Genomic DNA, 14,992 nt, shown 5'->3' with positions numbered 1-14,992 from the left:
ATGGGAAAACTGTCTAAACGCTTACAGCAACTGGATGCTTTAGCGAAACGTGATACACAATATTCTATAGGTGAGGCATTGCAGCTGGCTAAACAGTCTGCGACAGCAAAATTTGATGAATCAATTGATGTGGCGGTTAATTTAGGGGTTGACCCGCGCAAATCTGATCAGGCTGTCCGTGGTGCTGTAGTTTTGCCTCATGGTACGGGCAAGACGTTAAGAATTGCCGTATTTGCGCAAGGCGAGGAAGCAGAAATTGCCAAGGAGGCTGGAGCAGATATCGTTGGATTTGAAGATCTTGCGCAGGCTGTTAGATCGGGCAATATTGATTTTGATGTGGTTATTGCCACGCCGAGCGCTATGCGTGTTGTGGGACAATTAGGACAAATTCTTGGTCCTCGTGGCATGATGCCTAATCCTAAGGTGGGCACTGTTTCAGCTAACGTGGCAGAAGCAGTCAAAAAAGCAAAGGCAGGGCAAGTACAGTATCGAACAGATAAAGGTGGTGTCGTGCATAGCACAATTGGACGGGCTTCTTTTGAAGTCAAGGCGCTGCAGGATAATCTCAGTGTGCTGGTGGACGCATTAATTAGAGCAAAACCGAGCACTGCTAAGGGGCTGTATTTGAAGAAAATTACTTTGTCTAGCACAATGGGGGTGGGAATTAAAGTGGATACCGGTAGCGTCTCGGTGCTGTCGTGATCCAGTTTTTAAAGTGGGAGTAGTGTACGGCGTATCCTTCAGGCTCTCCAGCATTTAAATTTTGGAGCGTTGTTGTAGGAAAATCAGTCATCGGAGATCGCAGGAGTTCACTGGAACTTAATTGTTGTTCGGCGTCCTGCGCAGATAATTTGGCCGAATAGGCGTTTTGTCGCGATAGATGCGCCCATGTAGCTCAGAGGTAGAGCACTCCCTTGGTAAGGGAGTGGCCGGCAGTTCAATTCTGCCCGTGGGCACCATTTCATGACAGTTAATCTTCTGAAATTGGTCGCCATTTTAATTGGTATAGCATGCATATGCTATCTGTAGGATTAGGAGGGTAGACCTTGAGTTCTCATATTGAATCTAAGAAAGCAGTGGTGGCCGAAGCAAAAGCACAAATTGATAAAGCTCAAACAATTGTTATTGCTGAGTACCGCGGTGTTAGTGTGGCTGGTTTAACCAAACTGCGTTTACAGGCGAGAGAAAAAGGGGTGTTTTTGCGTGTACTCAAAAATACCTTAGCACGCCGTTCAGTGGAAGGGACATCTTTTGAAAATTTATCAGAAAAGATGAACGGACCACTTTTATACGGTATGTCATCGGATCCTGTTGCTGTAACAAGAGTGCTTTGCCGATTTGCTCATGAAGAAGAGGAGCTGGTTGTCAAAGGAGGCAGCTATAGCGGTCAATTACTATCTGAAAAGGATGTAGCAGCGTTTTCTGCTATTCCGGATCATTTAGCATTATTGGCTCAGTTGCTCGGTGTCATCCAGTCGCCTGTGGTCGGTTTAGCGCGTGTGTTAGCGGCCATCGCAAGCAAAAAAGAAACAGAAGTTGCTTAATTTTAGGAATAATTGTTTTCAGGAGATAGGACATGGCGATTAGCAAAGATGACATTCTTGAGGCTATTAGCAACATGAGTGTGATTGATCTTAATGATTTGGTCAAAGCATTTGAAGAGAAATTTGGCGTATCGGCTGCGGCGATGGTAGTAGCGGGTGGAAGTGGTAATGCTCAGGCCAATGAAGAAGTAGCCAGTGCTGAAAAAACAGAATTTGATGTTTTACTTACTGCAGTGGGTGATCAGAAAGTAAGCGTAATTAAAGTGGTGCGTACTATTACTGGTTTAGGACTTAAAGAAGCCAAAGATTTGGTGGATGCAGCACCCAAAATGATTAAAGAGAGTGTACCAAAATCTGATGCAGAAAATTTCATCAAACAACTCACTGAAGTGGGCGCCAAAGCGGAGATGAAGTAACGTTTGAGTGCAACAAAAATTGGCTGATGCATAGCATCGGCTCTTCTTGTTTATTTGTGTGCTGTACGGATGGAATTTTAGCTTGCTTGTGCACCCTATTTTGATGGAGTTTGCTAATGAGTTACTCATTGACTGAGAAAAAGCGTATCCGTAAAAGTTTTGCCAAGAGTATTAATGTGCTGGAGATCCCACCGCTTTTGGCTATTCAAATGGAGTCCTATCGGGAGTTTTTACAACAAGGTATACGACCAGAAAAACGCAAAACCATTGGTTTGCAGGCAGCTTTCCAGTCTATTTTTCCAATTGTGAGTAATAGTGGCTACGCTCGCCTAGATTTTTCGCATTATATGTTTGAAGAGCCATCTTTTGATGTACAAGAGTGTCAAATGCGTGGCATGACTTATGCGGCACCGCTTCGCGCTAATATCCAATTGACAATATTTGATCGTGAATCTTCCAAAAAGACGATTAAGGAAGTGCGTGAGAATAATGTATATATGGGCGAGATTCCGCTAATGACTACTAATGGTTCATTTGTCATCAACGGAACAGAGCGTGTCGTGGTTTCTCAGCTGCATCGTAGCCCAGGCGTGTTTTTTGAGCATGACCGAGGTAAAACACATTCTTCTGGCAAGCTATTATTTTCTGCGCGTATTATTCCCTATCGCGGATCATGGTTAGATTTTGAGTTTGATCACAAAGATCTATTGTATTTTCGCATTGATCGTCGTCGCAAAATACCCATTACGATTTTGTTGAAAGCGTTAGGTTATGATAACGAAGCGATTTTGCATGATTTCTATGATACCGATACTTTTTACTTACAGCCAACGCTAAAGATGCGCTTGTTGCCGAAGCGCTTAAGGGGCGATATCGCCAAATCTGATATTGTTGCGCCTGACGGTGAATTACTGGTTGAAAAAGGCAAGCGTATTACTACCAAGCATGTTCAACATATGGAACAAGCAGGTATTGATCGTATTGACGTGTCAGTTGATGTTTTGTTTGGCAGGGTGTTAGCTAAGTCTGTTGTCAATACCGAAACAGGTGAAGTAATTGCTAGGGCTAATGAAGAAATCAATGAAGGAATTCTTGAGGCTCTACGAGCCAATGCTATTTCGGAAATTGCAGTACTATACGTTAATGATCTAGATCAAGGTGCTTACATTTCCCAGACTCTACGTATTGATGATATCAATGGCCAGCAACAGTCGCGCATGGCGATTTATCGGATGATGCGTCCTGGAGAACCACCTACCGAAGAAGCTGTTGAGCAGTTGTTCCAACGCTTGTTTTTTAGTGTGGATGCCTATGATTTATCTCATGTTGGTCGCATGAAATTTAATTCCCGTACCTACCAACTTAAAGTACACGATAAGGCTGCTGGTTGGTTTAATCGTCTACTGGGGCGTTTTAATGAAAAAGGTTACAGTACTGGCAACATTCTCAGCGTTGAAGATATTGTGGTTACGATTGCCATGCTTATTGAGTTACGCAATGGTCGAGGAGAAGTTGACGATATTGACCACTTAGGCAATCGTCGCGTACGCTCGGTGGGAGAATTAATAGAAAACCAATTTCGCGCAAGTTTAGTACGTGTTGAAAAAGCGGTGAAGGAGCGCCTTAGTCAAGTTGAGATGGATCAATTGATGCCGCAGGATTTAATCAACGCAAAACCAATTACGGCTGCTATTAAAGAATTTTTTGGCTCTTCTCAGCTGTCGCAATTCATGGATCAAACGAACCCGTTGTCTGAAATTACCCATAAGCGACGGGTATCAGCTTTAGGGCCTGGCGGATTGACGCGTGATCGAGCCGGGTTTGAGGTACGTGATGTGCATCCTACTCACTATGGTCGAGTTTGCCCAATCGAAACACCAGAGGGGCCGAATATTGGGTTAATCAATTCCCTTTCTATTTTTGCGCGTACCAATCACTATGGGTTTTTAGAGACACCTTACCGCAAGGTTGTTAACGGATACGTAACCAATGAAGTCAAGTACCTTTCTGCTATTGAAGAAGGTCGTTATGTGATTGCACAAGCCAATGCGGAACTGAGCAAGGACGGTAAATTGGTTGATGAGCTAGTTACTTGTCGGGAAAAAGGCGAAACCATTTTGACGACACCTGATCGGGTGGAATATATGGATGTCTCAACGGGACAAATTGTATCAGTTGCAGCGGCACTGATACCATTTTTAGAGCACAACGATGCGAACCGTTCGCTAATGGGCGCAAATATGCAACGTCAAGCAGTCCCTTGTTTACGGTCAGAAAAACCGCTTGTTGGAACAGGTATCGAAAAAGCAGTAGCAATGGATTCGGGCACCATGGTTATTGCTGGTCGAGGTGGATATGTAGACTATGTTGATGCGAGCCGTATTGTTGTTCGGGTGAATGACAAAGAGGCAAGCACAAGTGAAGTAGGGGTCGATATTTATAACCTAGTCAAGTTTACGCGATCTAATCAAAATACGAATATCAATCAGCGTGCGATTGTTAAAGTGGGAGACAAGGTTGCCAAAGGTGATGTATTGGCTGATGGAGCCTCCACGGATCTGGGTGAATTAGCGCTGGGTCAGAATGTGACTGTAGCTTTTATGCCTTGGCATGGCTATAACTTCGAAGACTCTATTTTAATCTCTGAGAAGATTGTTGCGGATGATCGCTATACCTCAATTCATATTGAGGAATTGTCTGTTGTTGCACGTGACACCAAATTAGGTTCTGAAGAAATTACGCGTGATATCCCTGGCTTATCAGAATCTACACAAGCACGTTTAGATGAATCAGGTATTGTCTATATTGGTGCTGAAGTGGCGCCGGGCGATGTATTAGTAGGCAAGGTTACACCAAAGGGTGAGACGCAGCTAACGCCTGAAGAAAAATTACTGCGCGCTATTTTTGGCGAAAAGGCATCAGATGTGAAAGATACATCGCTACGCGTTGAGGCAGGAATGGCAGGTACCGTTATTGATGTACAAGTCTTTACTAGAGAAGGCGTTAAGCGTGATCAGCGTGCACAATCTATTGTTGATAGCGAGTTAGAAAGATATCGCTTGGATTTGCACGACCAACTACGTATTTTTGAAAATGATGCCTTTGATCGAGCCGAGCGCCTGCTAATTGGTCAGCGCATGTCACCAAAATCAAAGCGAACCACTAAAATCCCAACAACGATTAATAAGACTTATTTGACTGGTTTATCTTCAAAATATGATTGGTTTGGTATTGTGTTGGAAGATACGAAAGTAGCCGATAAGCTTGCGCTGATTTATGAAGATCTTAAACAAAAACGCCAAGTATTTGATGCAAAATTTGAGGATAAAAAACGTAAATTAACACAAGGAGATGAACTACCGCCGGGCGTTCAGAAGATGGTCAAGGTATTCATTGCTGTGAAGCGTCGTTTGCAGGCGGGCGATAAAATGGCTGGTCGTCACGGAAACAAGGGAGTAGTTTCTAAAATCCTACCTGTTGAAGATATGCCTTACATGCCAGATGGACGCTCTGTTGACATCGTGCTCAACCCACTCGGTGTGCCTTCTCGTATGAATATTGGCCAAGTTTTGGAAGTGCATCTTGGTTGGGCTGCAAAAGGTTTGGGAGAGCGCATTGAAACGATGCTTCATCAGCATCGTCTTCTTGAGTTACGTAGCTTATTAAGCCAAGTTTATCAACATACAAGTGCTGAAGAAGCGTTAGGTCAATTTACAGATAAAGAAATTTTGGTGCTTACCGACCAATTAAAAGCGGGCGTGCCATTTGCAACGCCAGTATTTGATGGCGCAAAAGAAGATGAGATCAAAGCCATGTTGCAATTGGCTTATCCAGACGACTTGCCAAACAAACAATCTTTTGGGTTTAATGATACGAAAACTCAGATGACTCTGTATGACGGACTTACTGGTGAACCGTTTGATCGTAAGATTACAGTTGGTGTTATGTATTACTTGAAATTACACCATCTTGTAGACGAAAAAATGCACGCACGTTCTACAGGACCCTATAGCCTCGTAACTCAACAGCCGTTGGGTGGCCGAGCACAGTTTGGTGGACAGCGCTTTGGTGAAATGGAGGTGTGGGCACTAGAGGCTTATGGTGCCTCTTATACCCTACAAGAGATTCTAACTGTTAAATCAGATGATGTATCAGGACGCGCCAAGGTGTATGAAAATATTGTCAAAGGCGAGCAGAAGATGGAAGCGGGTATGCCCGAATCATTTAATGTGTTGGTTCAGGAAATTCGTTCACTAGCCCTTAATATTGAGCTTGAACGCCATACCTCATAACAATACAATTGGTAACCGTGTAGCGTATTTCACACAGGAACAACTATGAAAGCACTTTTGGATCTGCTTCAACAAATTAAAAAAAATGATGAATTTGATGCGATCAAAATCGGTATTGCGTCGCCCGAAATGATGCGCCGACACCCTTGGTCTTATGGAGAGGTTAAAAAACCAGAGACGATTAATTATCGTACTTTTAAGCCGGAAAGAGATGGATTATTTTGCGCACGCATTTTTGGTCCAATCAAAGACTTCGAATGTTTATGTGGTAAGTATAAGCGCCTCAAACATCGCAATACTGTTTGTGAAAAATGTGGCGTAGAAGTGACACTATCCAAAGTACGTCGCGAACGTATGGGACATATTGAATTAGCCAGTCCGGTGGCACATATTTGGTTCCTAAAGTCACTTCCTAGCCGGCTAGGTATTGTGCTGGATATGACGCTACGCGACATTGAAAAAGTGCTGTATTTTGAATCGTTTGTTGTTATTGATCCTTTGTTAACTCCTCTTCAGTCAAAGCAATTACTTAACGAAGAAGAATATCGCGAGAAAAAAAACCAATATGGCAATGAGTTTACGGCGCTGATGGGTGCTGAGGCGATACGTGAATTGCTCAAAAGACTGAATTTAGCAGTTGAAATTGAGACCTTACGCACGGAACTTACAACAACTAGTTCGAATGCCAAAATCAAAAAGCTCGCTAAACGACTGAAAGTATTGGAAGCCTTTAAGCGCTCAGGTACCAAGCCAGAATGGATGATTTTAGATGTGTTGCCAATTTTACCGCCAGAATTACGACCGTTGGTTCCGTTGGATGGTGGGCGATTTGCAACATCTGATTTGAATGATTTATACCGACGCGTTATTAACCGTAATAACCGCCTAAAAAGGCTACTTGAGTTGCGTGCACCAGATATTATTGTTCGTAATGAAAAGCGCATGCTGCAAGAGGCAGTAGATTCCTTATTTGATAATGGTCGTCGTGGTAAGGTCATGATGGGCGCTAATAAGCGACCACTCAAATCGCTCGCCGAAATGATCAAAGGTAAGGGCGGGCGTTTTCGTCAAAATCTCTTGGGTAAAAGGGTAGACTATTCTGGTCGCTCGGTTATTACTGTTGGTCCTTCACTGCGATTGCATCAGTGCGGTTTACCAAAGCGCATGGCTTTAGAGCTGTTTAAGCCTTTTATTTTTCATCGCTTGGAAGAAAAAGGATTGGCAGCAACGATCAAGTCTGCCAAAAAATTGGTTGAGCAGGAAATTCCTGAGGTATGGGATATTCTAGAAGAAGTGATTCGTGAGCATCCCGTTTTGTTGAATCGTGCACCAACACTGCATCGCTTAGGCATTCAAGCTTTTGAGCCGATCTTGATTGAAGGCAAGGCTATCCAACTACATCCGCTAGTATGTACAGCGTTTAATGCAGACTTTGACGGTGATCAAATGGCTGTACATGTCCCCCTGTCTCTTGAAGCGCAGGCTGAAGCACGTACGTTGATGTTGGCAAGTAGCAATGTGTTGTCTCCTGCAAATGGCGAACCAATTATCGTTCCTTCCCAAGATATTGTATTAGGTCTTTACTATATGACAAGAGAAAAGACTAACGCAAAAGGTGAAGGAGCACTTTTTGCAGATGCTCAAGAAGTACATCGTGCTTATGAAACAGGGCAAGCCGAATTATCAGCTAGGGTAACGGTTCGCATAAAAGAATGGAAAAAAGAGCATAAAAACGAGTGGGTAGCACACTTTAATCGGTACCAAACCACGGTAGGGCGTGCCTTGTTATCCGAGATTTTGCCAAAGGGATTACCTTTTGCTGTGATCAACAAAACGTTAAATAAAAAAGAAATTACGCAGTTGATTGACGAATCATTTCGACGATGTGGCATTCGCGATACAGTTATTTTTGCTGACCAAGTCATGTACATTGGTTTTAGTTACTCTACGCGTGCAGGCATTTCTATCTGTGTGGATGATATGCATGTACCTGTTAGCAAATCAGATTTGCTAACGGAAGCAAAGCGCGAAACTAAGGAGATTGAGGAGCAATATACGCAGGGGTTGGTTACTTATGGTGAGCGCTATAACAAGATTGTTGATATATGGGGACGTACCGGAGACAAAATTGCCAAAGCTATGATGGATGAATTATCTACCGAAAGAACCATCAATCGCGATGGGGAAACGGTAGATCAAAAATCCTTTAATTCTATTTATATGATGGCAGATTCTGGTGCTAGAGGTTCAGTAGCGCAGATCAAGCAGTTGGCTGGTATGCGTGGATTGATGGCTAAACCAGATGGTTCCATTATTGAAACGCCAATTACCTCGAATTTTCGTGAGGGATTAACAGTATTGCAGTACTTTATTTCCACGCATGGTGCCCGCAAAGGGTTGGCTGATACAGCGCTAAAAACAGCAAACTCTGGTTATTTAACACGTCGTTTGGTGGATGTGACGCAAGATTTGGTAGTCTTGGAAGAAAATTGCGGGACATCTAATGGATTTTTCAAAAAAGCCGTTGTGCAGGGCGGGGATGTGATTGAGCCGTTGCGCGATCGCATATTGGGTCGGGTTACTGCTGTGAATATTATGCGACCCGCTTCGGATAAGGTGCTAGTAAAAGCAGATACGCTCATTGATGAAAAAATTGCTGACATGATTGACGAAGCGGGTGTTGATGAAATCAAAGTGCGCACGCCTGTTACTTGCGAGACACGCTATGGCTTATGTGCACGTTGTTATGGTCGAGATTTAGGGCGTGGCGGTTTAGTTAATATTGGTGAAGCAGTGGGCGTTATTGCTGCCCAATCAATTGGGGAGCCTGGCACACAGTTAACGATGCGGACATTTCATATCGGGGGCGCAGCATCGCGTTCAGCTGCTGCTAGCCAAGTAGAATCTAAATCAAGTGGTACGGTGAAATTTTCAAAATCGATGCGTTATGTTGTGAATAACAAAGGTGAATTAGTAGTGGTGACGCGATCTAGCGAAATCATCATTCAAGATGAAGCACATCGTGAGCGTGAACGGCATAAGATTTTGTACGGCGCAACGATTTTAATAAATGATGGTGCAAAAATTAAGGCGGGTCAAACTTTGGCAGTTTGGGATCCACACACAAGGCCGATTGTGACTGAATATGAGGGTCGTGTAAAGTTTGAAAATGTTGAAGAAGGCATAACGGTTGCTAAACAAACGGATGATGTGACGGGTTTATCAGCATTGGTTGTGATTGATCCTAAAAGCCACTCCGGTAGTGCATCGCGATTAGTACGTCCATTGGTTAAGCTTATTGATGAGCAAGGTCATGAAGTCAAACATGTTACATCAGGTCAACCTGTCTCTATCACTTTTCAAGTGGGTGCGGTTATTACGGTGCGAGATGGTCAAAAGGTTGGTAAGGGTGAAGTGTTGGCTCGTATCCCTCAGGAGACAACTAAGACGCGTGATATTACAGGTGGTTTACCACGTGTTGCAGAATTATTCGAAGCAAGAGCACCTAAAGATGTAGGCATTCTTGCCGAGATCACCGGAACGGTTTCTTTTGGTAAAAGCACAAAAGGCAAACAACGTCTCGTGATTACGGATTTTGAGGGACATACCTCTGAAACCGCTGTACCTAAAGATAAGCATATTTTGGTACATGATGGACAAGTGGTGAATCAGGGCGAACTTATTATTGACGGTGCGGTAGATTCCCATGATATTTTACGCTTGCAGGGAATAGAGGCTTTAACCAATTATCTTGTGCAAGAGGTGCAAGAAGTTTATCGCCTGCAAGGTGTTAAGATTAACGATAAACATATTGAAGTTATTACCAAACAAATGCTGCGTCGTGTCAATGTGATAAATAGTGGTGATACGCATTTTATCCCTGGCGAACAAGTAGAGCGCGCTGAGTTGCTAACGGTGAATCAAGAGATGATTGCAATGGGTAAAGTGCCCGCAACATTTGATGAAGTATTGCTGGGGATCACAAAAGCTTCGCTTTCAACCGACTCATTCATTTCGGCTGCGTCTTTTCAGGAAACAACGCGTGTTTTAACAGAAGCGGCTATTATGAATAAAAAAGATGTACTGCGTGGCTTGAAAGAGAATGTTATTGTCGGTCGTTTGATTCCTGCTGGCACGGGTTTAACTTACCATCGCAATCGTCGTAATGTACTATCTAAAAGCCAATTAGCCCTATCTGAAGCATCATCGTTTTTTATGTTACCAAGTGAAAATAAATTAAAAACGAGCGCTGGAGCGGATGAATTGTCTACACCACTACAGGATTTGCATGTAGCAAACTTAAAAGAAGAGGAAGCAGAGTTACCTGCAAGTTATGCTGACTAATTGTCTGTCAAACTGCCAAGATTGCACAAAGTAAGGGATTACGTTAGAATATAAAGTTCTGTAGCATGTTACTTTTAGGGATGACTTAATTTATATGCCAACAATTAATCAATTGGTTCGATACGGTCGAACTGCTGTGCAAACTAAAAGTAAAGTACCAGCATTGGGTTCATGTCCTCAGAAACGAGGCGTTTGCACAAGGGTATATACAACAACACCCAAAAAGCCTAATTCTGCTTTGCGTAAAGTGTGCAAGGTTCGTCTTACCAATGGCTTTGAAGTGATTTCCTACATTGGTGGAGAAGGTCATAACCTCCAAGAACACTCCGTAGTGCTGATCCGCGGTGGACGTGTTAAGGATTTGCCAGGTGTGCGTTACCATACTGTTCGAGGTTCGTTAGATACAGCAGGCGTTAAAGATCGCCAAAAAGCGCGATCAAAATATGGTGCTAAACGCACAAAATCAAAATAATGTTTATTAGAGCTGATGCGTAGTTTGTACACAGGTTTTTTGTTGGTGATTTTTTGCTAAACATTTATTCAAGGGGTCGTTTGTGCCAAGACGTAGAGAAATACCAAAGCGGGACGTGTTGCCTGATCCAAAGTTTGGTAGTGTAGATTTGTCTAAATTTATGAATGTAGTGATGGTGTCAGGAAAAAAAGCAGTAGCTGAGCGTATGGTGTATGGTGCACTAACAGAAATAGAGAAAAAAAATGGCAAGGATCCGCTAGAAGTTTTTAATATCGCTTTGAGTAATATTAAACCTGTCGTCGAAGTTAAAAGTCGCCGAGTAGGTGGTGCTAATTATCAGGTACCAACAGAAGTAAGGTCTTCTAGAAGAATAGCTCTAGCAATGCGTTGGCTACGCGAATCAGCAAGGAAGCGTGGCGAAAAGTCAATGGCGTTGCGTTTAGCGAGCGAATTGATTGATGCATCTGAGGGGCGTGGCGGTGCAATGAAAAAGCGTGAGGAAGTACACCGTATGGCTGAAGCTAATCGCGCTTTTTCTCATTTCCGATTCTAACAAGTTTACTTAGAAAGTAAGTGTTATTGTGGCTAGAAAAACTTCCATTGAGTATTACCGCAATATCGGTATTTCGGCACATATTGATGCAGGTAAAACAACAACAACTGAACGTATTCTTTACTACACTGGCGTTAATCATAAACTCGGCGAAGTGCATGATGGCGCAGCTACAATGGACTGGATGGCGCAAGAACAAGAGCGTGGTATTACGATTACTTCCGCTGCGACCACTTGTTTTTGGCAAGGCATGGGAATGCAATTTCCGGAGCATCGTCTGAATATTATTGATACACCAGGTCATGTAGATTTTACTGTTGAGGTGGAGCGCTCAATGCGTGTGTTGGATGCAGCAGTGATGGTGTATTGTGCGGTAGGAGGTGTTCAGCCACAATCTGAAACGGTATGGCGACAAGCTAATAAGTACAATGTGCCAAGATTGGCATTTGTGAATAAGATGGATCGTCAAGGCGCTAATTTTTTCAAGACAGTAGATCAAATTAGAACACGCTTGCGTGGTAACCCTGTACCCATCGTGGTGCCAATCGGAGCAGAAGAAGGTTTTTTGGGTGTTGTTGATTTACTCAAAATGAAGGCGATTATTTGGGACGAAGCAAGCCATGGTATGAAGTTTGAATATGCTGATGTACCAGTGTCTATTCTTACTACCGCACAAACTTGGCGAGAAAAGATGATTGAGGCCGCTGCGGAAGCCAACGAGATGATGATGGATAAATATCTCAATGGAGAGACATTGACAGAAGAAGAAATTATCCAAGGGCTTCGTACGCGCACAATTCGCTGTGAAATACAACCTATTTTATGTGGCAGCGCTTTTAAGAATAAGGGCGTGCAACGCGTATTGGATGCAGTCATTGAATTGTTACCTAGCCCGGCTGATATTCCGCCTTTATCTTGTGAAACACCTAGCGGTAAAGCTATTACACGCAAAGCATCAGATAGCGAGAAGTTTTCAGCGCTGGCCTTTAAGTTGATGAATGATCCTTATGTTGGGCAGTTGACTTTTTTCCGCGTATATTCTGGCGTTGTGAAGTCAGGCGATACAGTGATGAATTCTGTCAAAGATAAAAAAGAGCGCATTGGTCGGATCGTGCAGATGCACGCTAATGACCGTACAGAGATTAGTGAAGTATATGCAGGCGATATTGCAGCGGCAATTGGATTAAAAGATGTGATTACAGGTGAGACGCTTTGCGATGTGAACGATCAAGTGGTTTTAGAGCGTATGGAGTTTCCGGAGCCTGTTATTCATGTTGCGGTGGAACCTAAAACTAAAGCTGACCAAGAAAAAATGAGTATCGCTTTAGGTCGTCTTTCTCGAGAAGATCCTTCATTTCGTGTACGTACGGATGAGGAATCTGGTCAGACTGTTATTTCTGGTATGGGGGAACTACATTTAGAAATCATTATTGATCGCATGAAGCGCGAATTTAATGTTGAAGCCAATATTGGTGCACCACAAGTTGCTTATCGAGAGACCATTCGTTCAGCCAGTGGTGAACAAGAAGCCAAATACATTAAGCAATCTGGTGGTAAGGGACAATATGGTCATGTAGTAATTAAACTAGAGCCACTTGATATTGGCTGTGGATACGAATTTGTTGATGAGATAAAAGGTGGCGTTATTCCTCGCGAGTTTATTCCTGCTGTAGAAAAAGGGATATTGAACAGTTTACAGTCCGGCATCTTAGCTGGTTACCCAGTTGTTGATTTGCGTGTTCGTTTAGTATTTGGTTCTTACCATGAAGTGGATTCTTCGCAAATTGCATTTGAGTTAGCTGGTTCAATGGCTTTCAAAGAAGCCATGCGTAAATCTTGTCCAGTACTTTTGGAACCCATGATGGATGTAGAAGTTGAAACGCCAGAGGAGTATATGGGTGACGTGATGGGCGACTTATCCTCAAGGCGTGGTATTGTGCACGGTATGGAGGATGATGCGCTAGGTGGTAAAAAAATTCGTGTTGAAGTGCCACTTGCTGAGATGTTTGGATATGCCACTTCTCTGCGTTCACTCAGCCAAGGTCGCGCTACTTACTCAATGGAATTTAGACGTTATGCAGAGGCTCCTAAACATGTGGCTGATGCAGTAATACATAGTGGTAAATAATTTGATGCTCTATTAATAGCATGAACTAATATAGGATCCCCCCAAATGGCTAAAAACAAATTTGAACGGACAAAACCCCATGTTAATGTGGGTACTATTGGTCATGTTGACCACGGTAAAACAACCTTAACGGCTGCCATCACAACGATTTTATCCCGCCAGTTTGGGGGGGAAGCCAAAGGTTATGATCAAATTGATAATGCCCCAGAAGAAAAAGCAAGGGGCATTACCATTAACACTTCCCATGTGGAGTATGAAACAGCGGCTCGTCACTATGCCCATGTGGATTGCCCAGGTCATGCTGACTATATCAAGAACATGATCACAGGTGCCGCACAAATGGATGGAGCCATATTGGTGGTGTCAGCTGCCGATGGACCCATGCCTCAAACCCGTGAGCATATTCTATTAGCCCGCCAAGTTGGTGTTCCTTACATTGTGGTCTATCTGAACAAATGTGACATGGTGGATGATGCTGAATTATTAGAATTGGTAGAAATGGAGGTGAGAGATCTGCTGACTTCCTATGAATTTCCTGGGGACAAAATTCCCATGATCAAAGGCTCTGCTTTAAAAGCCCTAGAAGGAGATAAAGGTGAACTGGGTGAGCCCTCCATCCTCCAACTAGCAGAAGCCCTCGATCAGTATATTCCTAACCCAGAACGTGTTTTAGACAAACCCTTCTTACTGTCTATTGAAGATGTATTTTCTATTGCAGGACGAGGAACGGTTGTGACGGGTCGTGTAGAGCGTGGTATTGTCAAAGTCAGTGATGAGCTTGAGATTGTCGGCCTAAAAGACACCCAAAAAACAATTTGTACAGGTGTTGAAATGTTCCGTAAGTTACTAGATCAAGGCCAAGCTGGAGACAATGTTGGGATTTTATTACGTGGCACCAAGCGTGAAGAAGTGGAAAGAGGACAAGTATTGGCTAAACCTGGTACCATTACCCCCCATACAGCTTTTGAAGCTAAAGTGTATGTGTTGTCCAAAGAAGAAGGGGGTCGACACACGCCGTTTTTTGCCAACTACCGTCCACAGTTTTACTTTAGAACAACCGATGTGACAGGTGCCATTAAATTGAAAGCTGGCGTTGAAATGGTTATGCCAGGCGATAACATTGAAATGACGGTAGAACTCATTGCTCCCATTGCTATGGAAGAAGGCTTACGCTTTGCTATCCGAGAAGGTGGTCATACTGTCGGAGCAGGAGTGGTATCTAAGATTATTGTGTGAGGGGTGG

The 14,992-nt window shown here is 43.3% G+C and carries 9 protein-coding genes and 1 tRNA gene; all 10 read left to right on the top strand.

Translation table 11 applies throughout. The annotated features are described in order from the left end of the window. The 10 genes from rplA to tuf all read left to right on the top strand — a co-directional run bounded on the left by rplA (position 1) and on the right by tuf (position 14,985). Positions 1-702: a 50S ribosomal protein L1 gene (gene rplA, locus IPK86_03915; protein ID QQS16568.1), complete on the top strand. Its 702-nt coding sequence runs from the start codon at positions 1-3 to the stop codon at positions 700-702. 182 nt (positions 703-884) lie between these two features. Continuing rightward, positions 885-959, top strand: a tRNA-Thr gene (locus IPK86_03910). 87 nt (positions 960-1,046) lie between these two features. After that, positions 1,047-1,544 (top strand): 50S ribosomal protein L10, encoded by a 498-nt coding sequence (gene rplJ, locus IPK86_03905; GenBank protein QQS16567.1) that lies wholly within the window; start codon positions 1,047-1,049, stop codon positions 1,542-1,544. Positions 1,545-1,576: 32 nt separating this feature from the next. Then, positions 1,577-1,960 carry a 50S ribosomal protein L7/L12 gene (rplL, locus tag IPK86_03900; protein QQS16566.1) on the top strand — a complete coding sequence of 128 codons (384 nt, stop codon included), beginning with the start codon at positions 1,577-1,579 and terminating at the stop codon, positions 1,958-1,960. 116 nt (positions 1,961-2,076) lie between these two features. Next, positions 2,077-6,252 (top strand): DNA-directed RNA polymerase subunit beta, encoded by a 4,176-nt coding sequence (rpoB, locus tag IPK86_03895; GenBank protein QQS16565.1) that lies wholly within the window; start codon positions 2,077-2,079, stop codon positions 6,250-6,252. Positions 6,253-6,297: 45 nt separating this feature from the next. Then, positions 6,298-10,596, top strand: coding sequence for a DNA-directed RNA polymerase subunit beta' (gene rpoC, locus IPK86_03890; GenBank protein ID QQS16564.1), 4,299 nt, complete (start codon positions 6,298-6,300; stop codon positions 10,594-10,596). 94 nt (positions 10,597-10,690) lie between these two features. Further along, positions 10,691-11,068, top strand: coding sequence for a 30S ribosomal protein S12 (gene rpsL / locus IPK86_03885; protein ID QQS16563.1), 378 nt, complete (start codon positions 10,691-10,693; stop codon positions 11,066-11,068). A gap of 82 nt (positions 11,069-11,150) precedes the next feature. After that, entirely contained in the window at positions 11,151-11,621 is a 471-nt protein-coding gene (gene rpsG, locus IPK86_03880) for a 30S ribosomal protein S7 (protein ID QQS16562.1), read from the top strand. Between the two features lie 28 nt (positions 11,622-11,649). Further along, a complete protein-coding gene (gene fusA / locus IPK86_03875; GenBank protein ID QQS16561.1) occupies positions 11,650-13,749 on the top strand; it encodes an elongation factor G in 2,100 nt (699 codons plus the stop codon). Between the two features lie 45 nt (positions 13,750-13,794). Further along, a complete protein-coding gene (gene tuf / locus IPK86_03870; protein ID QQS16560.1) occupies positions 13,795-14,985 on the top strand; it encodes an elongation factor Tu in 1,191 nt (396 codons plus the stop codon). Positions 14,986-14,992: the final 7 nt, after the last annotated feature.

This window comes from Neisseriales bacterium (assembly GCA_016699915.1).
GTDB lineage: Bacteria > Pseudomonadota > Gammaproteobacteria > Burkholderiales > Q3-R57-64 > Q3-R57-64.
Note: the sequence above shows the minus strand (reverse complement) of the source record. Positions and strands in the feature narration are given on the sequence as shown.

Coding starts and splice junctions, on each gene's coding strand:
- tuf (QQS16560.1), top strand. CDS start 13,795: ATGGCTAAAAACAAATTTGAACGGACAAAACCCCATGTTAATGTGGGT.
- rplL (QQS16566.1), top strand. CDS start 1,577: ATGGCGATTAGCAAAGATGACATTCTTGAGGCTATTAGCAACATGAGT.
- rpoC (QQS16564.1), top strand. CDS start 6,298: ATGAAAGCACTTTTGGATCTGCTTCAACAAATTAAAAAAAATGATGAA.
- rpoB (QQS16565.1), top strand. CDS start 2,077: ATGAGTTACTCATTGACTGAGAAAAAGCGTATCCGTAAAAGTTTTGCC.
- rpsL (QQS16563.1), top strand. CDS start 10,691: ATGCCAACAATTAATCAATTGGTTCGATACGGTCGAACTGCTGTGCAA.
- rplA (QQS16568.1), top strand. CDS start 1: ATGGGAAAACTGTCTAAACGCTTACAGCAACTGGATGCTTTAGCGAAA.